We start from the raw sequence: 22,503 nt of genomic DNA, 5'->3' as shown, positions 1-22,503 counted from the left end.
ACAGGCCGGCAGCCCCGGATACCCTGCGATTCTCCTACAGCCCTGCCCCACCGATGCCCCCTAGAATCTGCCTGGAAATCCGACCTTTGCCCGGCAACCCGCGGCACCCACGACAGTTCGGACCGGGAAAAACCATGAATCGAACGATACGCGGCCTGCTGCTGGGCCTGGGCCTTGTCCTGGCCAGTTGCAGCCGTAGCGACCTGGAGGGCGCCGCCGCCCCGCAGCCGCAACCACCTCTGCCGCCGACCGCGCCCGAGGGCAGCTGGCTGGCTGGCGACCTGCACGTCCACGACGACCATTCCTCCGATGGCAGCCTGCTGCGCCAGCTGGGCGACGACAAGGGGCCGGGCAACGTCTCGGTGGCCGACCAGATCGGCCAGGCGGTGCTGACCGGCCTGGACTTCCTGCCGCTGACCGACCACCGCACCTACGACCAGCACTACGACCCGCTGTGGGAATCCGGCGACCTGCTGCTGATCCCGGGTGAAGAAGCCAACGGCAGCCCGCATGCCACGGTCCACGGGGCCACCGACACCATCGTGCAGGGCGCCCAGCCCGAGGGGCAGCCGGAATTCGTGCCCTTGCAGTGGAGCATCTGGGACGCCCACAGCCAGGGCGCGGTCTGGATCACCGCGCACCCCGACGACGGCGAGTTCGACGACGGCCAGCCCAATGCCCGCGCCAGCGCCCAGGGCGTGGACCTGGTGGAAGCCTGGAACCGCGCCAGCAGCCCGGATGTCGAGATCGACTACGCCGAGAACCGCTGGAACGCCGGTTTCCGCTTCGGCATCAACGGCGCCAGCGACGACCATTTCCGCGAACTGTGGATCTACGCCGGGCCGGGTCGCCCCACCACCTCGGTGTTTTCCGCCGACCGCAGCGAGCGCGCCCTGCTGCAGGCGCTGTGGAGCGGCCGCACGCGCATCAGCGACGCCGGCCTGTCGCCGCAGCTGACGCTGGAGGCCGACCTGCAGGGCGACGAGGTCTACGAGGCCATCGCCGGCGACGAGGCCATCGCCCCCGCCGGGCGCAAGGGCAAGCTGCGCATCACGGTGCGCAATGGCCTGGGCGCGCGCGTGATGCTGTACCAGTCGCCCGGCCGCAGCGCCGGGCCGCTGCAGACCTTCCAGCCGGCCTCGCTGAACCAGACCTACACGGTGGACATCGAGGTGGGCGCGGAACCCACCTGGTATCGGCTGGAAGCGCGCGGCATCGGCCTGCCGTCGGCGATCAACACCGGGCTGCTGCCGGGCGGGCTGATCCCGCTGCTGACGGAGATCCCCGACACGCTGCTGTCGGCGATCTCGCCGATCTTCATCTCCACCGCGCCGGTCAGCGCGCAGCCCGAGATCCCGCTGCCGGCCGATGCCGGCGGCGACGACGGCGCCCTGCTGGCGCTGGGCGCCGCAGGCCAGTTCGGCGGCTTCCCCGATCTGGCCGTCAGCCAGGGCAAGACCCACCTGGTGGCGGAACTGCATGAGGCGGCCGCGACACGCGTGGTCTACCGCCGCCGCAGCGGCAATGCCTGGAGCGCGCCGGTGAGCCTGGCGCCGGATTCGGCCAGCGCGCGCTTCCCGCGCGTGGCCGCCCGCGGCAATGACGTCTGGGTGGTCTGGCAGGACGAAATGGCCGGCCAGCAGCCGCGCCGCCCGGCGATCCGCCTGCGCCACTCCACGGACGGCGGCAGCAGCTGGCAGCCGGCGCAGACCCTGCGCGCCATCGACGGCCGCGCCGAGCGGCCCGACCTGGCGCTGGACGCCCAGGGCCATCCGCTGGTGGCCTGGCAGGAAATCCGCGCGCAGCAGCCCTTCGACATCTGGGCGCAACTGGTCGGCGTGGATACCGAACCGCGCAACCTGACGCGCGAGGGCAAGACCGTGCGTGCAGCGCTGCTGATCGACAGCCGTTCGGCGCTCTACCCCGCCTCGGTGCGCCCGCGCGTCGCCGCACGCGGCGACGGCCTGCTGGCCGTGAGCTGGCAGGACAACCGCACCGACCCGGACCCGCTATGGACCGGCCAGACCGGCAGCGGCGAAGGCACCGACCCCGACAACTGGCAGATCCAGGTCGCCACCCGCCCCGCCGGTGGCGACTGGGGCGCAGCATTGAGCGTCGGTTCCGACGAACGTGCCGACCGCCACCCCGCCATCGCCTTCAACGGCGACGGCCGACTGGTGCTGGCCTGGGACAGCAAGGAACTGCATTCCTCCGGCGCCAATACCGAGGTGCTGGCGGTGGTGTCCGACGCGGCGCTGGGCGCCTTCGGCGAACCGGCGCCGATCGCCGCGGGCCCGGCGATGAGCCAGTACCCGGAACTGGGCGCGGCGCCGGACGGCAGCGTGCGCGCCGCCTGGTACGACTCGCGCGCCGCCGACTGGCGCTGGCGCGTGATGACGGCGCGGCTGGTGTCGGGGGTCTGGGGCGAGGCGAAGCTGATCAACTCGCGCGGCGTGAATACCTGGCCGGCGACGGATGGCGGCGCGATTGCGTTCGCGAGCACGCGCAATGCGGCGCGGTTGCAAAGGGACCGGACGCAGCAGGTTTATCTGTTGCAGGCACCCTGAGAAAGTGCCTACTCCCTCTCCCCGCTTGCGGGGAGAGGGTTGGGGTGAGGGGCGGCTTTTCAGCCGAGATGCCGCAGGATTTCCTCCAGCACGCCCTCCATCTCACGCAGCACCTGATCGTTCCAAAACCGCAGCACGGTGTAGCCCTCTGTGCGCAGATAAGCACTGCGATCGGCGTCCTGCGCCACCTGCTCAGCGTGCTGGCCACCGTCTAGTTCGACAACAAGCCACTTCTCCGCACAAGCAAAATCGGCAAAGTAAGGGCCCAGCGGAACCTGGCGCCGGAATTTGCAGCCGGCAAGCTGGCGATCACGCAAGCGGTACCAGAGATGTGCTTCGGCGTCGGTCGGATCGCGACGCAGACTACGGGAGCGAGTCGTGGTTTTGGGATCGGGACCTCGCATCGTTTCTCCGGGGAAATGCGTGGCCCCTCACCCCAACCCTCTCCCCGCCTTGCGGGGAGAGGGAGCCACATAGCCTCAGCGCCCCTTGAACTGCGCCTCGCGACGTTCGACGAAGGATTGCACGCCTTCCTTCGCATCCTCGCTGCCCATGATCGGCTGCAGGTCGGGCATCAGCGCGGCGACGGCGGCGACGAAACCCTTTTCCATGGTGATGCGCGAGGACTTGAGGCTGGCGTAGACGCCCAGCGGCGCCTGTTTGGCGACGCGCTCGGCGATCTCCAGCGCGCGGTCGAACTGCTGGCCGGCGGGCACCACTTCCTGCGCGAGACCGATGCGGTGCGCCTCGGCGGCGTTGAACTCGTCGCCGGTGAGCAGGTAGCGCTGGGCGTTGCCCCAGCCGAATTCCTGCACCATGCGCACGGTGGCGCCGAACACCGGGTAGATGCCGCGCTTGATCTCGATCTGGCCGAAGCGCGCGTCGTCGCCGACCACGCGGATGTCGGCGGCCAGCGCCAGCTCGATGCCGGAGGTGAAGCAGATGCCATGGATCGCCATGACGATCGGCTTGTTGACGCGGCGGTCCGGCGTCAGGCCGCAGGGATCGCACTGGTGGGCGGCGAAGTCCAGCCACTTGCCGGCGGAGAAGGTGTTGCCCCAGGTGGGCAGCTCCAGGCCGGCGTGGAAGTGCTTGCCCAGGCCGTAGACCAGGCCGCAGCGCAGCTCCGGGTCGGCATTGAGCTGGCCGTAGGCATCGGCCAGCTGCATGAACATCTCGAGGTCGAAGGCGTTGTACTTCTGCGGACGGTTGAAGCCGATCAGCAGCACGTGGCCGCGCTTTTCAACAAGGATCTTCTGCTCGCTCATAATTCTCTCCTCAAAACGAATCTCAGTCCGCAAATGAACGCGAATGCACGCAAATGAAAGACGAACATTCGCGTTGATTTGCGTTCATTCGCGGACTACGGTTTTTATTCTTAGTCGCGGATCTTCAGCACGCGCTCGCGCGGCTCGGCGCCGATACGCTGCCAGGCGCGCATCTCCAGCACGCCCTTGGTCGACAGCGAGATCACCAGGTGCACGGCATCGGGATAGGGGCTGAGGCGGAAGTCCTCGGCCTTGGGCTCGGCGGGGCCGGCCGGGTGCGAGACGACGTAGGCCCAGAGGCCCAGGCCACGGCCGTCCAGCGCGAAGCGCGCGGCCTGGATGTCGCCGCTGGAATGCACCAGCTGGGTCTCGGTCTGCTGCGCGCCGTTGCGCAGCTGCATGAAGGCGACCGGGCCGTCGCTGTCGGAGCCGACCACGCCGGCGGTGCGGCCGGGGGCGGCGTTCTGTGCGGCAGCCAGGATGCGCAGGGCCAGGCGGCGCGGCAGGATCAGGGCGGTTTCAGTGACCATCTTTTTGTTCTCCACAGACCGGGCAATTCGGATCGCGCGTCATCTTATGCGAACGCCAGCGCATCTGGCGCGCATCCCACACCTGCAGCCGCCCCGCCTCGCCGATGCCGAGCAGCAGCTGCAGCGCCGCGAGGGCCTGCATGGCCCCTACGGCGCCCACCACCGGGCCCAGGATTCCGGCCTCTTCGCAGGTCTCGGCGGTGTCGCCGCTGTCCGGGAACAGGCAGCCGTAGCAGGGACCGCCGCGGCGCAGGTCGAACACGGCGAGCTGGCCTTCCATGCGGATCGCCGCGCCGGAGACCAGGGGTTTGCGCGCGGCGACGCAGGCCCTGTTGATGGCGAAGCGCGCGGGAAAGTTGTCGGTGCAGTCCAGCACCACGTCGACCGTGGACACGGCCTGCGGCCAGGTCTCGGCGTCGCGCAGCTCGATCTCCACCTCGGGGTTCAGCGCCGACAGCTGGGCACGGGCGGCCTCGGTCTTGGCGCGGCCGAGGTCGGCCTGGCGGTACAGCAGCTGGCGCTGCAGGTTGCTGGCCTCGACGCGGTCGCGGTCGGCCAGCACCAGGCGGCCGAGACCGGCGCCGGCGAGATAGGCGGCGGCGATGGAACCCAGGCCGCCCAGGCCGATCACCAGGGCGCTGGAGTCGCGCAGCAGCTGCTGTCCGTTGACGCCGACCTCCGGCAGGATCACCTGCCGCGCGTAGCGGGCGAAGTTGCTCAAGGCTTGCGGCCTCCGGTGGCGCGTTCCTGGCCGCCGAGGTCGCGGCGGGTGGCGATATCGGCCAGCCCGGCCTGCCGCAGCAGGCCGCGCACGGCTTCGCCCTGATCATAGCCGTGTTCCAGCAGCAGCCAGCCACCCGGACACAGCAGCGCGGGGGCGTCTTCGACGATCTGGCGCAGGCACTGCAGGCCGTCGGCGCCATCGGTCAGCGCCGACAGCGGCTCGTGGCGCAGCGCCGGCAGGTGTTCGTCGCGCGCCGCGATGTAGGGCGGATTGGAGACGACCAGGTCGAAGCGCTCGCCCTGCAGCGGCTCGCACCAGTGGCCTTCGCGGAATCCGACGCGCTCCAGGCCCAGCTCGGCGGCGTTGCCGCGGGCCACGGCCAGGGCCTCGGGCGAGAGATCGGTAGCGATCACCAAGGCCTCGGGCAGTTCGCTGGCCAGGGCCAGGGCGATGGCGCCGCTGCCGGTACCGAGGTCGGCGATGCGCGGCGCCTCGCTGGCGGCCAAGCACTCCAGCGCCCACTCCACCAGCAGCTCGGTCTCGGGGCGCGGCACCAGCACGGCGGGCGTGACCTTCAGCGTCAGCGTCCAGAAGCCCTTTTCGCCGGTGAGATAGGCCACCGGCTGCTGGCGCGCGCGCAGCGCCACCTGCTCCTCGAAAGCCTCGGCATCCGTCGGACGCAGCGGCTCGCGCAGGCGCGTGAACAGCTGGCCGCGACTCAGGCCCAATTGGTGGGCGAGCAGGATCTCGGCGTCCTGGCGCGGGCTGTCGCTGGCGGCGCCGATGCGCGCCGTCGCCCAGGCCAGCGCCTCGCTCAGGGTCACTCGCCGATTTCCGCCAACAGCTCGGCCTGGTGCTCGGCCAGCAGCGGCTGGATGACCGGGTCGAGGTCGCCCATGATCACGCGCTCGAGCTGGTACAGCGTCAGGTTGATGCGGTGGTCGGTGATGCGGCCCTGGGGGAAGTTGTAGGTGCGGATGCGCTCGGAGCGGTCGCCGCTGCCGACCAGCTGCTTGCGCTGCGCCGCCATGTCGGCCGACTGCTTCGAGCGCTCGGCGTCGATCAGGCGCGCCGACAGCAGGGCCATGGCCTTGGCGCGGTTCTTGTGCTGCGAGCGCTCTTCCTGGCACTCCACCACCACGCCGGTGGGCACGTGGGTGATGCGGATCGCCGACTCGGTCTTGTTGACGTGCTGTCCGCCGGCACCGCCGGAACGGTAGGTGTCGACCTTGAGATCCGCCGGGTTGATCGTGATCTGCGACTCCTCGATCTCCGGCAGCACCGCGACGGTGGCCGCGGAGGTGTGGATGCGACCCTGCGATTCGGTTTCCGGCACGCGCTGCACGCGATGGGCGCCGGACTCGAACTTCATCTGTGAGTAGGCGCCGAAGCCGGCGACGCGCGAGATGACTTCCTTGAAACCACCGTGCTCGCCCTCGCTCATGGACAGCACCTCGACCTGCCAGCCGCGGCCTTCGGCCCAGCGCGAGTACATGCGGAACAGATCGCCGGCAAAGATCGCCGCCTCGTCGCCACCGGTGCCGGCGCGGATTTCGAGGAAGACGTTGTTGTTGTCCAGCGGGTCCTTGGGCACCAGATAGCCCTGCAGGGTCTTCTCCAGCGCGGCCAGGCGCTCCTGCGCGGCCGGCAGTTCCAGCTCGGCCATTTCGCGCAGCTCGCGGTCGGCGTCGTTGCGCATGTCGAGCAGGCCGGCGATCTCCGTGCTGGTATCGCGGTAGCCGGCATAAGCCTCGGACAGGGGCCCCAGCTGGGCGTACTCCTGCGACAGGCGGCGGAACTTGTCGACGTTGCCGATGACATCGGGGTCCGACAGCTCCTGCGATATTTCTTCGCGGCGCTCGGCGAGTCCTTCCAGCTTGGTGAGGAGTGAGGCTTTCATGGTCGGATCGATAGGAATGGCTGCCGGCCGGCAGATGCCGGCAAGTCAGCAAGGCCGCTAGGCCTGGTCGTCGGGAAGGTCGAACAGCTTGCGCGCCGCGTTCAGCAGCAGCGCCTGTTCGACCGCGTCGGCGCGCCTGAGTGCGCTCGACGGGGCATGCATCAGCTTGTTGGCCAGGGTGTCGGCCAGGAAGGTCATCACGTCTTCGGGTTTCTCGCCGGCGGCGAGGCGGCGGCGGGCTTTGTCCAGCACCTCATCGCGCACGCCGCGGGCGCGGCCGCGGATCTGCTGGATGGTGGCACCGGCGTCGCGGCTCTCGAGCCAGCGGCCGAATTCCATGGCCTGCGACTGGATCAGCACCTCGGCCTGCTTGGCGGCTTCCTCGCGCAGCTTGAGGTTTTCCGCCACCACCGCGCGCAGGTCGTCGATGGTGTAGAGGTAGATGTCCTCGAGATCGGCAATGCGCGGGTCGATGTCGCGCGGCACCGCCAGGTCGATCATGAACACCGGCTTGCGGCGGCGGCTCTTGACCGCGCGCTGCATCACTTCCTTGTGCAGGATGGTGCCGCGGGCGGCGGTGCAGGAGACGATCAGGTCGGCGTCGCCCAGGTAGCCCGGCAGGTCGTTGAGGCTGATGGCATAGCCGTGGACCTCGCGCGCGAGCTTTTCGGCGCGCTCCAGGCTGCGGTTGGCAACGACGATGCGGCCGACCCCATGCTGCTGCAGGTGGCGCGCCAGCAGCTGGGTCATTTCGCCGGCGCCGATCAGCAGCACGGTCTGGCCGGACAGGTCGGCGAAGATGCGCCGGGCCATTTGCACGGCGGCATAGGCCACCGACACCGGGTGCGCACCGACCTGGGTCTGGCTGCGCACCAGCTTGGCCACCGCGAAGGCGTGCTGGAACAGGCGCCCGAGCACCGGACCGAGGGCGCGCAGGTCGTTGGCCACGGCGAAGGATTGCTTCATCTGCCCCAGGATCTGCGGCTCGCCCAGGACCATGGAATCCAGGCCCGAGGCCACGCGCAGGCTGTGGGTGACGCTGCCCAGGTCGCGGTGGGAGTACAGGTACTTCTCGACGTAGCCATCCGGCGCCTGGCGCTCGCGGCGCCACCACTCGAGCAGGCGCGACTCCTCCTCCAGCTCGGCCACCGCCATGATCTCGGTGCGGTTGCAGGTGGACAGGATGGCGGCCTCGGCCACGCCCGGCAGGGCCCGCAGGCGCGTCAGGGCCGCCGGCAGGTCGGCTTCCGCGAAGGCCATGCGTTCGCGCGCCTCGACCGGCGCGAGATGGTGGCTGAGACCTAGGGTGATTAAGGCCATGGGGCTACCGAAAACAATTGAGCAATTTTAACGGGTTCGCAATTTCGCTGCCTGCGGCCCTAACTGAACCCTGCCGGGGTGATAATGTCTCTGAATCATCGCCCTCCCGGTTTTCTCCGTGATTTCCAGACCTTCGACAATGCAACTCCTGGGCCTTTCGGCCCTCCTGCTGGCCTCCGCGCACGCGGCGGCGGCCGACCGGCCCGTGACCTCGCGGGGCTCGCCGTTCGATACCCAGGAGGCCAATGCCCAGTTCCACGTGATGGCCGGTGAAATGGCGGCCAATCGCCAGCAGCCCGGCCTGGCCGCCCAGGAGTTCCTCAGGGCCGTGGCGATCACCCCCGACCCGGACCTTGCGCAGCGCGCCACCCAGCTGGCCCTGCTGGCCAAGGACGCCACCCTGGCGATGCAGGCGGCGCAGCGCTGGCTGGTCATCGAACCCACGGCGCTGGAAGCCCGCGAGGTGATCGCGCGCCTGTCGCTGGAAGCCGGCGACAAGGCCGAGGTGCTGCGCCAGGCCGAGGCGATCGTCGCCGGCCACGCCGGTGGTGAGGACGACGGCTACCGCCATGTCGCCCTGCTGCTGGTCCAGGCCGGCAACGACAAGGGCCCGATGGCGGTGGAGGTGATGCACGAACTGGCCTCGAAGGAACCCACCCGCGCCGGCGCCCAGCACGCGCTGGCGCTGGCGGCGCTGCGCTTCCAGAACCTGCCGCTGGCCGAGGCCTCGGCGCGCAAGGCGGTGGCGCTGTCCAAGGGCTCCGAGGAGGAAACCCTGCTGCTGGTCGGCACCCTGGTGCAGCTCAAGAAGCTGGACGAGGCGACGGCCCTGATCGACAAGCTGGCGGTGGGGCCGAAGGGCGCCGCGGCGCGCTACGGCTATGCCCGCCTGCTGCTGGAAGCCGAACAGCGCGATGCCGCGCGCAGCCAGCTGCAGAAGGCACTGGCGGCCGATCCCAAGATGGACGACGCCCGCTTCGCGCTGGGCGTGCTGGCGGTGACCGACGAGCAGTACGCCGAGGCGGAGAAGTACCTGCTGCCGCTGCTGCAGGGCAGCCGCGGGCAGGACGCGGCGCTGCAGCTGGGCCGCATGGAGGAGACCCGCAAGAACTGGGACAAGGCCCTGGCCTACTACGCCAAGGTCACCAACGGCATGGCGGCGGTGGACGCCCTGATCCGCCGATCCGCGGTGCTGGCCGAGACCGGCCAGCTGCCCGCCGCCCGCTCGCTGCTGGCACAGACCCGCGACCAGGTGCCGCCGCTGGGCTCGCGGCTGTACCGTGCCGAGGCCGAGCTGCTGATCGACGCCCGTCTCAACGACGAGGCGCTGAAGCTGCTCAACGAGGCGGTCGACGACTACCCGGGCGATGGCGAGCTGGTCTACAGCCGCTCGCTGGTGCACGAACGCATGGGCCAGTTGCCGCTGGCCGAGAAGGACCTGCGCGGGCTGCTGGCGGAAAACCCGGACGACGCGCGCGCCCTCAACGGCCTGGGCTACATGCTGCTGGTGAATACCAAGCGCCTGGACGAGGCCACGGAGATGATCCGCCGCGCCCACGAGCTGGAGCCGGACGATGCCGCGATCATCGACAGCCTGGGCTGGGCCGAATACAAGCGCGGCCGTTCGAAGGAAGCCCTCGCATGGCTGCAACAGGCCTACGATAAGTTTCCGGACCCCGAAGTCGCCGCCCATCTGGGCGAAGTGTTGTGGACGCTGGGCGACAAGGATCGCGCCCGCGGCATCTGGGACAAGGCCCTCGCCGACGACCCCGACCACCGCGTGCTGAAGGAAACGGTGCAGCGGCTCGCCCGATGAGGCTCGCGTGGAGCGGCGTGGTCGCCGCCAGCCTGCTGGCGGGCTGCGCCCTGTTCAAGGGTCCGCAGATGTCGCAAACCCCTTCTGAAAGCCTCTGGCAGGAGCGCCGCGCCGCGCTGGAGCGGATCGACCGCTTTGCACTGCAGGCCCGCGTCGCCAGCAACGGCAGCCTGGGCATGAAGGGCGACCTGCGCTGGCAGCAGAACCCCGACGGCAGCTTCGACCTGCGCGTGGCCGGCCCCTTCGGCGTGGGCGCACTGAGCATCGTCGGCACCCCGTCGCTGGTGGAGGTGCGCAGCCGCGAGGGTAGCCAGGTGACCAACGAGCCGGAAGCCTGGCTGCGGCGCAAGCTGGGCTGGACCTTCCCCATCGCCGGCCTGCGCTACTGGGCCCTGGGCCTGCCGGCGCCGGGGTCCCCCGCCGTGATCGAGCTGGACGCGGAGGGCGAGATCGCCGCGCTGGAGCAGGACGGCTGGCGCCTGGAGTATGACGAGTACCAGCCGGCCGGGCCGGTGTCGCTGCCGCGGCGCCTGCAGCTGGCCAAGCCCGAGGTGACGATCAAGCTGGTCGCCGACCGCTGGGACGGCCTGCCAGGCGTGGACACCGCCCAGCCCGCGACCGAACCGCCATTACAATGAGCGGCGGCGGGAGACGGAACTCCCGGTACACACACATATAAAGAACAATGACCCTCGCTCCCTTCACCAATGAATTCCCCTGGCCGGCCCCGGCCAAGCTGAACCTGTTCCTGCACGTGACCGCGCGCCGCGTCGACGGCTACCACGACCTGCAGACCCTGTTCCAGTTCCTGGACCACGGCGACAGCCTGTTCTTCGTACCGCGCGGCGACGGCAAGGTGGTGCGCCAGAACGCCCTGCCCGGCATCGCCCCGGAGGATGACCTGGCGGTGCGCGCCGCCAAGCTGCTGGGCAAGCTCAGCGGCGCCGGCCTGGGCGCCGACATCCGCATCGAGAAGCGCCTGCCGATCGGCGGCGGCCTGGGCGGTGGCTCCAGCAACGCGGCCACCACCCTGGTGGCGCTGAACCGCCTGTGGAACACCGGATTCACCACCGCCGAACTGGCCGAGATCGGCCTCAAGCTGGGCGCCGACGTGCCGGTCTTCGTGCGCGGCCTGGCCAGCTGGGCCGAGGGCGTGGGCGAGCGCCTGGCGCCGGTGGAGATGCCGGAACCCTGGTACCTGGTGGTGGTCCCCGAGGTCTCGGTCAGCACCCGCGAGATCTTCGAGGCCACGGAACTGAAGCGCGATTGCCCCCGCGTGACCCTGGACGACTACCTGGCCGGCCGCACCGTCAACGTCTGCGAGCCGGTCACCACGGCGCGCTACCCGGAGGTGGGGCAGGCCCTGGAATGGGGCCGCCAGCAGGGTCCGGCCCGCATGTCGGGCACCGGCGCCTCGGTCTACGTCACGTTCACCGAACGGGCGCTCGCCAGCCAGGCCCAGAAGCGGGTGCCGGCACAATGGAAGAGTTTCGTCGCGCGCGGGCTGAATCGCTCACCGCTCACCGCTATAATGCGCGGCCTGTGAAGTTGGGGCGTCGCCAAGCGGTAAGGCAGCAGGTTTTGATCCTGCCATTCGGTGGTTCGAATCCATCCGCCCCAGCCATTTTTTCCTTATCTTCCTTCTAGCCAGGATCGACGGGGCGCTGCATGAACTCTTACTACGACAGCGCAACCGCAGAGACGAACGCGTACATGGCCGACTCCAAGCTGATGCTGTTCTCGGGTAATGCGAATACCAAGCTTTCGCAGGACATCGCCAATTACCTGAAGCAGCCGCTGGGACAGGCGGTGATCTCGCAGTTCTCGGACGGCGAGATCCAGATCGAGATCCAGGAGAACGTCCGCGGCAAGGACGTCTTCGTGATCCAGCCGACCTGCGCGCCGACCAACGACAACGTCATGGAACTGCTGCTGATGCTGGACGCGCTCAAGCGCGCCTCGGCCGGCCGCATCACGGCGGTGATCCCCTACTTCGGCTATGCCCGCCAGGACCGCCGCCCGCGTTCCACCCGCGTGCCGATCTCGGCCAAGGTGGTCGCCGACATGATCGGCGAGTGCGGCGCCAACCGCGTGCTGACGGTGGACCTGCACGCCGACCAGATCCAGGGCTTCTTCGACATCGCCGTGGACAACGTCTACGCCAGCCCCGTGCTGCTGGGCGAAATCTGGCGCCAGAAGTACGAGAACCTGATCGTGGTGGCGCCGGACGTGGGCGGCGTGGTGCGCGCCCGCGCGGTGGCCAAGCGCCTGGACGACGCGGACCTGGCGATCATCGACAAGCGCCGCCCCAAGCCCAACGAGTCGCGCGTGATGAACATCATCGGCGACGTCACCGGCCGCACCTGCGTGCTGGTGGACGACCTTGCCGACACCGCCGGCACCCTGTGCAAGGCGGCCGAGGCGCTCAAGGAAGCCGGCGCGATCAAGGTGGTGGCCTACATCACCCACCCGGTGCTGTCCGGCCCGGCGATCTCCAACATCAGCAAGTCGGTACTCGACGAGTTGGTAGTGACCGACACCATCCCCCTCTCGGAAGCCGCCAAGGGCTGCCCCAAGATCCGCCAGCTGTCGATCGGCGGCCTGCTGGCCGAGACGATCCGCCGCATCAGCGCGGAAGAATCGGTGAGTTCGCTGTACGTGGATTAAAGCCCCGAACAGCGTGGAGGGGCCCCACGAAGTGGGGATCTTAGCGTCGTGAGTGGGCGCTAGATGTTCACCGGCCCTGCATCTCCTGCCGCCGGTTTAGAAACCAAAGATCGGAGAACCCCCTCTCCCGCTGGCGGGAGAGGGCGGGGGTGAGGGTGGAGCCCTCAAGCATCTGAGAGGTGCGTACCGCCACTGCACCACCCTCGCCCTACCCTCTCCCGCCAGCGGGAGAGGGAAAAGCAGCAATAACCTCGGGTCGTGTCACAACCGCCCCACCTGCCTCGTCTTGCTCCTGAACCCCCTTCATCGGAGCAAGCTGATGCGCAACCTCACCCTCACCCTCCTCGGCCTGGGCATGCTGGCCAACGGCCTGTTCATGCTGCTGGCCCCTGCCGTCTGGTACCCCAGCATCCCCGGGGTCAGCGCCACCGGCCCCTATAACGTCCACTTCATCCGCGACATCGGCGCCGCCTACAGCGTCTCTGGCGCCGGGTTGCTGGCCCTGGTCCGCTGGCCGCAGGCCTGGCCGGCGGCGATCGCCGGCAGCGCGTTCCAGCTGCTGCACGCCGGGGTCCACGTCTTCGACGCCCTGCAGGGCCGTGTCGCCGTGGACCACCTGCTCAATGACGCCCTGCTGGTCGTGGTCCCCGCCCTGGTGGCGCTGGTCCTGTCCTGGCCGCGCGGCACCCCCACCCCCACCGCCTACGCTTGAAGCCGCCATGATCAAGACCCTCATCAACAGCCAGATCGCCAAGTTCGAGCGCGCGTACGATTACGACATGTCCTACGCCCGCGAACTGCTCGATATCGACCTCAGGGCCATGCTGCTCTTCAACAAGGTCATGCCGCTGGCGAAGTACCACCGCGATATCCCGGTGGACGCCTGGTTCACCGCCAAGATCGTCGGCGGCATGCACGAGGACTGCGGCCCCTGCACCCAGCTGGTGGTGCGCATGGCCGAGCAGGCTGGCGTGCCGGCAGCGACGCTGCGCGCCATCGTCGGCCGCAAGCCGGAGCAGCTGCCGCCGGATGCGCAGCTCGCCTACCGCTTCGCCGAGGCCTCGCTGGCACACAGCCTGGAGGCCGACCCGCTGCGCGAGCAGATCCTGCAGCGCTGGGGCCGGCGCGCGCTGGTGTCGATCAGCTTCGCGCTGGTGGCGGCGCGCATCTTCCCGACGCTGAAGTACGCGCTGGGTTACGGCAAGACCTGCGTGCGCGTCGAGGTCGGCGGGCAGGCGCAGGCGGTTCCGCAAAGCGCATGACAGGGCGGATCGCATGAGCGCCAGCACCCAGCCCGATCCGGCGACCAGCTTCGAGCCCTACCGGCGCTCGCTGCTGGGGCTGGCCTACCGCATGCTCGGCTCGATGGCGGAGGCCGAGGACGTGGTGCAGGACGCCTACCTGCGCTGGCACGGCACCGACCGCGCGACGGTGGAGCAGCCGCGTGCCTTCCTCGGCCGCACGGTGACGCGCTTGTGCCTGGACGAGCTGAAGTCGGCGCGCATGCAACGCGAGGAGTACATCGGTCCCTGGCTGCCGGAGCCCCTGCTGGACGAGGCGGCGCTGGCGCCGGACCAGGCCAGCGAGTTCGCCGACGACCTGTCGATGGCACTGCTGCTGACGCTGGAGCGGTTGTCTCCGCTGGAACGCGCGGCCTTCCTGATGCACGACGTCTTCGACCTGGACTACCCCGAGGTGGCGCGGACGCTGCGCCGCAGCGAGGAGGCCTGCCGCCAGCTGGCCTCGCGCGCACGCAGCCAGGTGCGGCGCGAACGACCACGCTACCAGCCCTCTGCCGAAGAGCGCCAACGCCTGACGCTGGCCTTTGCCGGCGCCATCGGTTGCGGCGATATCGAGGCGCTGACACGGCTGCTGGCCGAGGATGCGGTGTTCTACTCCGACGGCGGCGGCAAGGTGGCAGCGGCGCGCAAACCCATCCTGGGGGCCCTGCGCATTGCCCGCTTCCTCACGGGCCTGGTGCGCAAGCCCTTGATTGCACAGCGCCAATTGGGCGGAACCGGCCCGCTGGGCCTGAAGCTGGCGCCGGTCAACGGCATGCCGGGCATGGTCCTGGGCATGGGCGGACGGATCGTGCAGACCTATGCGCTGGAAATCCGCGAGGGCCGCATTGCGGCGGTCTACGTCACCCGCAACCCGGAAAAGCTGGCGCACCTGCAGCCCTGAACTCGCGGCTTCGCCGGGGTTCCAGTACAATGCGCCCCCTTCTGTCTGGTCGCGGACGGAAGCCCATTGATTTATCGAGAGATTTCCATGAAACAAAATTTCGTTGTCAGCGCCGAATCCCGCGCGGACGAGGGCAAAGGTGCGAGCCGCCGCCTCCGTCGCACGGGCAAGGTGCCCGCTATCCTCTACGGTGGCAAGGATCAGCCGATCAGCATCGCCGTCTCGCATAACGAGCTGTGGAAGAGCCTGAAGGTCGAAGCCTTCTACTCGCACATCCTCACGCTCAAGCTCAACGGCACCGAGCAGCAGGTCGTGCTCAAGGACCTGCAGCGTCACCCGGTGGACGAAACCCTGCTGCACATCGACTTCCAGCGCATCCTCGCGGACCAGCTGCTGCGTCGCCAGGTGCCGCTGCACTTCAAGGGCGCCGAAGTGGCCCCGGGCGTCAAGGTCGGCGGCGGTATCGTCGAGCACCACCTCAACCAGGTGGAAGTCGAGTGCCTGCCGAAGGACCTGCCGGAGTACATCGAGATCGACCTCTCGGCCATGCAGCTCAACGACGTGGTGCACCTGTCGCAGCTGAACGTGCCGGAAGGCGTTGCGCTGACCGAGCTCAAGCACGGCGCCGACCCGAGCGTCGTCGTGATCCACCTGCCGCGCGCTGCCGTTGAGCCCGAGCCGGTTGCTGCTGGCTCGGCCGAGGTTCCGGCCGCGAACCAGAAGGCTCCGGACGCCAAGGGCGCTGCTCCCGCCAAGGGTGCCGCCCCGGCCAAGGCCGCTGCTCCGGCCAAGGCTGCTCCGGCCAAGAAAAAGTAAGTTCGTCTGGACTGAACAGACCCGTCCGTCCGCATTGGCCGGACGGGTTTTTTGTTGAACGACCATGTCTTCCACTCCCCTCCGCGCGATCATCGGCCTCGGCAACCCCGGGCCCGACTACGCGCGCACGCGTCACAACGCCGGCTTCTGGTTTGCCGACGAGTTGGCGCGCCGCCATGGCGGCACGTTCCGGGTGGAGTCGAAGTTCCATGGCGAGCTGGCGCGCGTGAAGATCGCCGGGCAGGACACGCTGCTGCTGAAGCCGTCGACCTACATGAACCGCAGCGGCCAGGCGGCTCAGGCACTGGCGCAGTTCTACAAGCTGCAGCCGGTGGACATGCTGGCGGCGCACGACGAGCTGGACCTGCCGGTGGGCACGATGAAGCTCAAGTCCGGTGGTGGCCACGGCGGCCACAACGGCCTGCGTGACCTGCACAAGGTGTTCGGCGAAGGCTACCAGCGCCTGCGCGTCGGCATCGGTCATCCGGGCGACAAGAGCCTGGTGCACAACTACGTCCTCAACCGCCCTTCCAAGGCGGACGAAGACGCCATTCTCAACGGGATCAGTCTGGCCGCCGATGCGGTCGAAACCTGGTTCACCAAGGGCTGGGAGCGGGCGCTGACCCAGCTCCACACCGCAACGAAGTAAACGAGTTCAAGGAACGTCATGGGCATCAAGTGCGGCATCGTCGGTCTCCCCAACGTCGGCAAGTCGACCCTGTTCAACGCGCTGACCAAGGCGGGGATCGCAGCCGAGAACTACCCGTTCTGCACGATCGACCCCAACATCGGCATCGTGCCGGTGCCGGACAAGCGCCTCGACGCGCTGTCCGTCATCGTCAAGCCGCAGCGCATCGTGCCGACCACGGTGGAGTTCGTCGACATCGCCGGCCTGGTTGCCGGCGCCAGCAAGGGTGAAGGCCTGGGCAACCAGTTCCTCGGCCACATCCGCGAGACGGATGCCATCGCGCACGTCACCCGCTGCTTCGACAACGACGACGTGATCCACGTGGCCGGCAAGCCGGACCCGATTCGCGACATCGAGATCATCAACACCGAGCTGGCGCTGGCCGACCTCGACAGCGTCACCAAGGCGGTCGATCGCCTCGCCAAGACCGCCAAGGCCGGCATCAAGGACGCGGTGACGCGCTACGAGCTGCTCAAGCGCGTGCAGTCTCATCTGGACACCGGCGCGCCGGTACGCTCGCTGGCGCTGGAGCCGGAAGAGCGCGCGCAGCTGCGCGAGTTCTCCTTCATCACCGCCAAGCCGGCGCTGTACATCGCCAACGTCGACGAGGCCGGCCTGCAGAACGGCAACGACTATCTCAAGCGCGTGCAGGAGTACGCCGCCAGGGAAGGCTCGGAAGTGGTGCCGGTCTGCGCGGCGATCGAGTCCGAGATCGCGCAGCTGGACGACGCCGACAAGCAGGCTTTCCTGGCGGACCTGGGCCAGGAAGAGGCCGGCCTGGACCGCGTGATTCGCGGTGCCTACCACCTGCTGGGCCTGCAGACCTACTTCACCGCCGGCGTACAGGAAGTACGCGCCTGGACGGTCAAGGTGGGCGCCACGGCGCCGCAGGCGGCCGCGGTGATCCACACCGACTTCGAGAAGGGTTTCATCCGCGCCGAGGTGATCGGCTACGGCGACTACATCCAGTACAAGGGTGAACCGGGCGCCAAGGAAGCCGGCAAGTGGCGCCTGGAAGGCAAGGAGTACATCGTCCATGAGGGCGACGTGATGCATTTCCGCTTCAACGTCTGAGAATCCCGGCGTTGCATGAAAAAGGCCCGCAGATGCGGGCCTTTTTCGTGCCGCCAGAACCCACTACGGCTGCTTCACCAGACCGCGGCAATTGCGCTCGGTCTTGACGGATCCGCCGTCGAAATCGACGTGCGCCGTTCTGTTCGATGAGGTGTATGCCGTCTTCAGGTTTCCGCTGCTGCCGGTGATCGCCAGCGTGCCGGTTCCAGATCCCGCCAGATAGAAATTGTTGTTGGCGGTGCTGATGGTGTTGTAGCTCTTGTCCGGACCGTCGAGGCTGACGCTGAAGCTGTCCTTGCTGTCCGTGTAGGTCATCACGCCATCGGCGGCAATCGTGAACGTGCAGGCGTACTGGGCGTCGGTATTGGTCACATCCAGCGCCTGCGTACCCTTGTACGTTCCCACCGCCGGTCCGATCGCCGCGAACTTGCGCCCAGGGGCGTTCTCGGTCGAGCAGATCGCGATCGTGCTGGTCGAGCCAGCCTGGCGCTGCTGCAACACCAGTTGCGTGATGTCGGCATTGTCCGACGCCTTGCTGCGCGACAACGCCGCCTTCAGGCCATCGCTCGCCGGATCGCCATAGCTCCAGGAAGGCGTCGACGAACTGCCGTTCGAGTTGAAGATGTCGGTGTAGGCAAACTGGCGCTGCGTGCCGACCGCAGTGCTGGTCGCGTAGTCGATGGTGATGCCGCCATCGGTCGCAACCGCGAAGCTGCAATCGCGACCCTGCGCATCCGGCGCGTTGTAGCTGCCCGCCAGGGGGCCCGCGACAAATGCGGCATTCGGGCCGGTCTCTTCCAGCTTGCCTTCGGGATAGCCCGCGATCGCGCAGTAGATGGTGTAGTTGGCACCGGCCAGCGGCGTCGGCCGGCTGTCGGTGATCTCCGAGACGAAGGCGAGCACGGGCGCATCGCCGGCGTTCAGGTACAACGTCATGTCGCGCGACGGCGAGCTGCTGGCGCTGCGGAAACGCTTCACCGGACCCGACACCGTCTCGATCGTGGTGGCGGTATAGCCCACCGGATCCGGCAGCGGCATTTCGATGGTCTTGCCGGCCACCGCCAGCGCCATGCTGGTCGCGGTCACGGTCAGCGTGCAGGCGGCATCCTTGCTGGTAAACAGCCCGGTGCCCCCCACCGGCGGCTTGGCACCGGCGACGAATCCGCTGGTCGGCGTTTCCGGCTCCGGCTCCGGCAGGGCGCCGCCGCCGACGTAGCTGTCACGTAACGCGGCGTAGTCCTCGAGGCCGGCGGCCTCGATCGCGTCCTGGACGGCTTCCAGCAGGTCGTCATAGCCATTGCCTGCGACGGGCTGGAACACCTGGGTGAAGGGATCGAAGCCTTCCGGCACGGGGTAACCGGCATCGCGCAGCTGCGTCAGCAACTCGGACTGGGAGGCAGGCACCGCGTTCGCCACGTCTGCGACCGCAGGCGACCCGGCGGCGTACCACGGGTCCATGCCACGGCCATCGACGGTGCGCACGGCGCGCGACAGGGCCAGGTCGGTCAACGGGGTGACGTTGGAAACCACCGTGTCACCGTTGCCGGCCGCGATGGAATACAGCGTGCCGGCGTTGGTGGTGCCGCCAGGCAGGCGGCCGCCATTGACGCGCACGGCGCAGGGCAGCGCGGAACTCGGCACGCGAACGCTCCAGGCACCGTTGTCCCCAGTCGTGGTGTTGCGCGTCACGCCACCGACGCAGATGAGGCGCACGGCAGAACCGCTGAGTGGGGCGCCGACCGCGGCAATGCCACCTGCGGCCGTGGTCGGGACCTCTTCGCCACGATCATTGTCGTTGTTGCTGCAGGCGGACAGCATCAGCGACAGCACCGCGGCACAGGCCACGGTGGCATGCTTCAGGATTTTCATCTGGGAGTTCCCTTCTGGAGATTCTGGTGGGACGGATCAGAGGGCGCCGGCGAGGGCCTGCGTCAGGCCATTCGCGCTTTCGCCGATAAGCTTCTGGATGGCCTCGCCGTAGGCCGCTTCGCTCTGCGGTACGGCCTCGCTGGATTTGCGCTTCTGGCCGAAGCCGCCGACCAGCGAGCCGAAGGCATTGGTGATGGCGTCGCCCTTCTTCGACTCGGTGCTGGTGGTGTCCTTGAGTTCGAAGATGCCGCTGCCGGCGCTCAGCGGCGCCTTCAGGTAGACGGCCCCGGAGTGGCGCGGGCGGTGGCTGTTGGTGAAGGTGCGAAACCCGGCGTCGGTGACGAACTGGATTTCCGTTTCCTCCGGAAACAGCACCGGCTGCGGCTCGATCGCCGCGCGCGCGACACCGGCGATGCCGGCCAGCACGCCGTTCTTGGTACCCGATACCAGGCCGAAGCTGGCCAGGTAGTGGACGTGCAGGAGCGTGACGTCCAGCGACTTGGCCAGGTCGCCCTCCTTCTTGCCGCGTCCCTGGTTCTGCGAGTCGGTGCGCTGGCCGAAGTCGCCGCGGATGGCGCTGGAGGAAAAGAATGCCGGCATGCCCGCGGGCGCGAAGATCTTGCTGATCGACGGCGCACCTTCCACCAGCTTTTCATCGACGAAGGTCTGCGGCGAAGCGGTGCCGTATTTCGTCGCCAGTTCCTGGTACAGCGGGCTGGCCTTGAGGACCTGCGGGTCCATGACTTCGAAGCCGGCCTGGGTCAGGGCGGCGACCGTGTCCTTGTAGGCCTGTTCGGTAACGGCCTGGAAGGTGGCGTCGCTGACACCGGTCAGCGTGGTCGTGACCTGGGCGTTGCTGCCGCCGGCGCGGCCCTCGCTGTGCAGCTGGGTGTAGAACTCGACGCCGAACTCGGCGATCACGACCTTGCGGTGGCCCTTGATCGCGGAGACGTTGTCCGTGCCGATGGCGGGTGCGGCGGCAACAGGAAGCGCGGCGCAAGCCAGCAGCACATGGGAGGACAGCAGCGCGATGCGTGAAACACGGTTCATGGACGGCTCCGGGAGGGTTGAGTCATTGTCCCGGCCACCGTTTCCGAACCATACCCCCCCGTGGTAGGGCGCCGCCCAGACGCAAGCCCGCGCCGCAGTTCACCCGAAGCGGGATTTTTCCCTTGCCCTTTGGAGGAAAACCGGCAAGGATTTCCGGACTACCCGCGCTCAGACGCGGGCCACGACGCCGTTTTGCCATTTTTCGAGGAGAACACCCGATGTCTTCCGTGCTCATGGGCCAGATGATGGAGCGCCCGCTGCTGATCTCGTCGCTGCTGGTGCATGCCGAGCGTTTCCACGGCGACAGCGAGATCGTGTCGCGCACGGTCGAGGGGCCGATCCACCGCTATACCTATGCCGATGCGGCGCGCCGTGCGCGCCAGGCGGCCAACGCCCTCGCCCGCCTGGGCATCAGGCCCGGCGAGCGCGTCGCCACGCTGGCCTGGAACGGCTACCGCCACCTGGAGCTGTACTACGCGATCTCCGGCAGCGGCGCGGTGATGCACACGGTCAACCCGCGCCTGTTCCCGGAGCAGGTCGCCTGGATCGCCGACCACGCCGAGGACAAGGTGATGTTCTTCGACATCACTTTCGCGCCGCTGGTGGACGCGATGGCTCCCAAGTGCAAGACGGTGAAGACCTGGGTGGCGCTGACCGACCGCGCGCACCTGCCGGAAATGAAGAACGTGCAGCCGCTGGCCTACGAGGACCTGCTGGCCGCCGAGAGCGATGCCTACGACTGGCCGGAACTGGACGAGCGCAGCGCCGCCTGCCTCTGCTACACCTCGGGCACCACGGGCAACCCCAAGGGTGTGCTGTACTCGCACCGCTCCACCCTGCTGCACACCTTCGCGGTGCCGCTGCCGGACGTGATGAACCTGTCGGCGCGCGACGTGATCCTGCCGGTGGTGCCGATGTTCCACGTCAACGCCTGGGCGCTGACCTATGTCGGCGCGATGATCGGCGCCAAGCTGGTGTTCCCCGGCGCGGCGCTGGATGGCCCCAGCATCTGCGAACTGTTCGAAAGCGAGAAAGTGACCTTCACCGCCGGTGTACCGACGGTGTGGCTCGGCGCGCTGCAGCACCTGCAGAAGACCGGCAAGAAGCTCAGCACGGTCAAGCGCATGGTGGTGGGCGGCTCGGCCTGCCCGCCGGCGCTGATGGAAACCTTCGAGCGCGACTACGGCATCAAGCTGATCCACGCCTGGGGCATGACCGAAATGTCGCCGCTGGGCACGGTCTGCACACTGAAGAACCGCCATCTCGAAATGCCGAAGGACGAGCAGTTCAAGGTGGAACTCAAGCAGGGCCGCCCGCCCTTCGGCGTGGACCTGAAGATCGTCGACGAGGACGGCAAGGAACTGCCGCGCGACGGCAAGACCTCCGGCGACCTGCTGGTGCGCGGCTACTGGATCGTGGACCAGTACTACCGCGGCACCGAGAGCCCGCTGCAGGACGGCTGGTTCCCCACCGGCGACCGCGGCACCCTGGACTCCGACGGCTACCTGACGATCACCGACCGCAGCAAGGACGTGATCAAGTCCGGCGGCGAGTGGATCGGCTCGATCGACCTGGAGAACATCGCCATGGCGCACCCGGCGGTGGCGATGGCGGCCGTGATCGCCGCAAAGCATGCCAAGTGGGACGAGCGCCCGCTGCTGGTGGTGGTGAAGAAGCCCGGCACTGAAGTAAGCCGCGACGAGATGCTGAAGTTCTACGAGGGCAAGATCGCCAAGTGGTGGACGCCCGACGACGTGGTGTTCGTCGACGGCCTGCCTCTGGGGGCCACCGGCAAGGTGCAGAAGAACAAGCTGCGCGAGGAGTTCGGCGACCGGCTGCTGACCGCCTGAGGGCCGTGGCCGAACCGGGGGCGAGGCGGCATTTACGTGGCGTATCCAACCACTTACAATGCGCGCCCCCGGTGATGTAGCTCAGACGGTTAGAGCGCGGCACTCATAATGCTGAGGTCGGTGGTTCGATTCCACTCATCACCACCAAATACCGACCAAAGAAGGTCTCAAGGCGTCCAT

The 22,503-nt window shown here is 68.3% G+C and carries 21 protein-coding genes and 2 tRNA genes; 14 read left to right on the top strand and 9 right to left on the bottom strand.

Going from position 1 to position 22,503, the window contains the following annotated elements; translation table 11 throughout:
- Nucleotides 1-134: 134 nt before the first annotated feature.
- Nucleotides 135-2,567, top strand: coding sequence for a CehA/McbA family metallohydrolase (locus D0B54_RS07915; protein WP_117290802.1), 2,433 nt, complete (start codon nt 135-137; stop codon nt 2,565-2,567).
- Between the two features lie 59 nt (nt 2,568-2,626).
- On the opposite strand, the gene D0B54_RS07910 is transcribed toward D0B54_RS07915, so the two are convergent.
- The 7 genes from D0B54_RS07910 to hemA all read right to left on the bottom strand — a co-directional run bounded on the left by D0B54_RS07910 (nt 2,627) and on the right by hemA (nt 8,309).
- Nucleotides 2,627-2,971: an endonuclease domain-containing protein gene (locus D0B54_RS07910; RefSeq protein ID WP_117290801.1), complete on the bottom strand. Its 345-nt coding sequence runs from the start codon at nt 2,969-2,971 to the stop codon at nt 2,627-2,629.
- Between the two features lie 75 nt (nt 2,972-3,046).
- Nucleotides 3,047-3,835 (bottom strand): crotonase/enoyl-CoA hydratase family protein, encoded by a 789-nt coding sequence (locus D0B54_RS07905; protein WP_117290800.1) that lies wholly within the window; start codon nt 3,833-3,835, stop codon nt 3,047-3,049.
- Between the two features lie 110 nt (nt 3,836-3,945).
- The gene (locus tag D0B54_RS07900; RefSeq protein WP_117290799.1) at nt 3,946-4,365 is read right to left on the bottom strand and encodes a hypothetical protein; all 420 of its coding nucleotides are present in this window, start codon (nt 4,363-4,365) and stop codon (nt 3,946-3,948) included.
- On the bottom strand, nt 4,355-5,086 hold the full coding sequence (locus D0B54_RS07895) for a HesA/MoeB/ThiF family protein (RefSeq protein WP_117290798.1): 732 nt from the start codon (nt 5,084-5,086) through the stop codon (nt 4,355-4,357). Before D0B54_RS07895 ends, D0B54_RS07900 begins: the two co-directional genes overlap by 11 nt.
- Nucleotides 5,083-5,913 carry a peptide chain release factor N(5)-glutamine methyltransferase gene (gene prmC, locus D0B54_RS07890; RefSeq protein ID WP_117290797.1) on the bottom strand — a complete coding sequence of 277 codons (831 nt, stop codon included), beginning with the start codon at nt 5,911-5,913 and terminating at the stop codon, nt 5,083-5,085. Before prmC ends, D0B54_RS07895 begins: the two co-directional genes overlap by 4 nt.
- Entirely contained in the window at nt 5,910-6,989 is a 1,080-nt protein-coding gene (gene prfA, locus D0B54_RS07885; RefSeq protein WP_117290796.1) for a peptide chain release factor 1, read from the bottom strand. The genes prmC and prfA overlap by 4 nt, the downstream gene beginning before the upstream one ends.
- A gap of 57 nt (nt 6,990-7,046) precedes the next feature.
- A complete protein-coding gene (gene hemA / locus D0B54_RS07880; RefSeq protein WP_117290795.1) occupies nt 7,047-8,309 on the bottom strand; it encodes a glutamyl-tRNA reductase in 1,263 nt (420 codons plus the stop codon).
- A gap of 139 nt (nt 8,310-8,448) precedes the next feature.
- Here hemA and D0B54_RS07875 point away from each other — a divergent pair, with 139 nt between their 5' ends.
- The 11 genes from D0B54_RS07875 to ychF all read left to right on the top strand — a co-directional run bounded on the left by D0B54_RS07875 (nt 8,449) and on the right by ychF (nt 17,554).
- Nucleotides 8,449-10,125: a tetratricopeptide repeat protein gene (locus tag D0B54_RS07875; RefSeq protein WP_117290794.1), complete on the top strand. Its 1,677-nt coding sequence runs from the start codon at nt 8,449-8,451 to the stop codon at nt 10,123-10,125.
- Nucleotides 10,122-10,763, top strand: coding sequence for a lipoprotein insertase outer membrane protein LolB (gene lolB, locus D0B54_RS07870; RefSeq protein ID WP_117290793.1), 642 nt, complete (start codon nt 10,122-10,124; stop codon nt 10,761-10,763). The genes D0B54_RS07875 and lolB overlap by 4 nt, the downstream gene beginning before the upstream one ends.
- 47 nt (nt 10,764-10,810) lie before the next feature.
- Nucleotides 10,811-11,671: a 4-(cytidine 5'-diphospho)-2-C-methyl-D-erythritol kinase gene (ispE, locus tag D0B54_RS07865; protein WP_117290792.1), complete on the top strand. Its 861-nt coding sequence runs from the start codon at nt 10,811-10,813 to the stop codon at nt 11,669-11,671.
- 3 nt (nt 11,672-11,674) lie between these two features.
- Nucleotides 11,675-11,749: transfer RNA gene (locus D0B54_RS07860), tRNA-Gln, on the top strand.
- Between the two features lie 89 nt (nt 11,750-11,838).
- Nucleotides 11,839-12,792 carry a ribose-phosphate diphosphokinase gene (locus tag D0B54_RS07855; protein ID WP_117295106.1) on the top strand — a complete coding sequence of 318 codons (954 nt, stop codon included), beginning with the start codon at nt 11,839-11,841 and terminating at the stop codon, nt 12,790-12,792.
- A 319-nt stretch (nt 12,793-13,111) separates the two neighbouring features.
- Nucleotides 13,112-13,504, top strand: coding sequence for a hypothetical protein (locus D0B54_RS07850; RefSeq protein ID WP_117290791.1), 393 nt, complete (start codon nt 13,112-13,114; stop codon nt 13,502-13,504).
- Nucleotides 13,505-13,511: 7 nt separating this feature from the next.
- On the top strand, nt 13,512-14,054 hold the full coding sequence (locus tag D0B54_RS07845) for a hypothetical protein (protein WP_117290790.1): 543 nt from the start codon (nt 13,512-13,514) through the stop codon (nt 14,052-14,054).
- Between the two features lie 13 nt (nt 14,055-14,067).
- Nucleotides 14,068-14,976: a sigma-70 family RNA polymerase sigma factor gene (locus D0B54_RS07840; protein ID WP_117290789.1), complete on the top strand. Its 909-nt coding sequence runs from the start codon at nt 14,068-14,070 to the stop codon at nt 14,974-14,976.
- 87 nt (nt 14,977-15,063) lie between these two features.
- Complete coding sequence (locus D0B54_RS07835; RefSeq protein WP_117290788.1) at nt 15,064-15,792, top strand: 50S ribosomal protein L25/general stress protein Ctc; 729 nt, start codon at nt 15,064-15,066, stop codon at nt 15,790-15,792.
- Nucleotides 15,793-15,856: 64 nt separating this feature from the next.
- Nucleotides 15,857-16,441 (top strand): aminoacyl-tRNA hydrolase, encoded by a 585-nt coding sequence (gene pth, locus D0B54_RS07830; RefSeq protein WP_117290787.1) that lies wholly within the window; start codon nt 15,857-15,859, stop codon nt 16,439-16,441.
- A gap of 18 nt (nt 16,442-16,459) precedes the next feature.
- On the top strand, nt 16,460-17,554 hold the full coding sequence (gene ychF, locus D0B54_RS07825; protein WP_117290786.1) for a redox-regulated ATPase YchF: 1,095 nt from the start codon (nt 16,460-16,462) through the stop codon (nt 17,552-17,554).
- Nucleotides 17,555-17,617: 63 nt separating this feature from the next.
- Here ychF and D0B54_RS07820 read toward each other — a convergent pair whose 3' ends face one another.
- Entirely contained in the window at nt 17,618-19,423 is a 1,806-nt protein-coding gene (locus tag D0B54_RS07820) for a hypothetical protein (RefSeq protein ID WP_117290785.1), read from the bottom strand.
- 36 nt (nt 19,424-19,459) lie between these two features.
- A complete protein-coding gene (locus tag D0B54_RS07815; protein WP_117290784.1) occupies nt 19,460-20,473 on the bottom strand; it encodes a hypothetical protein in 1,014 nt (337 codons plus the stop codon).
- Nucleotides 20,474-20,691: 218 nt separating this feature from the next.
- Here D0B54_RS07815 and D0B54_RS07810 point away from each other — a divergent pair, with 218 nt between their 5' ends.
- Together D0B54_RS07810 and D0B54_RS07805 are read left to right on the top strand one after the other, a co-directional pair.
- Nucleotides 20,692-22,323 carry a 3-(methylthio)propionyl-CoA ligase gene (locus tag D0B54_RS07810; RefSeq protein ID WP_117290783.1) on the top strand — a complete coding sequence of 544 codons (1,632 nt, stop codon included), beginning with the start codon at nt 20,692-20,694 and terminating at the stop codon, nt 22,321-22,323.
- Between the two features lie 70 nt (nt 22,324-22,393).
- A tRNA-Met gene (locus D0B54_RS07805) sits at nt 22,394-22,470 on the top strand.
- Nucleotides 22,471-22,503 lie beyond the last annotated feature (33 nt).

Origin of the sequence: Solimonas sp. K1W22B-7, assembly GCF_003428335.1 — a bacterium.
Classification (GTDB): Bacteria; Pseudomonadota; Gammaproteobacteria; order Nevskiales; family Nevskiaceae; genus Solimonas_A.
The sequence above is the reverse complement of the archived record's forward strand: the minus strand, read 5'-3'. Positions and strand labels throughout refer to the sequence as shown.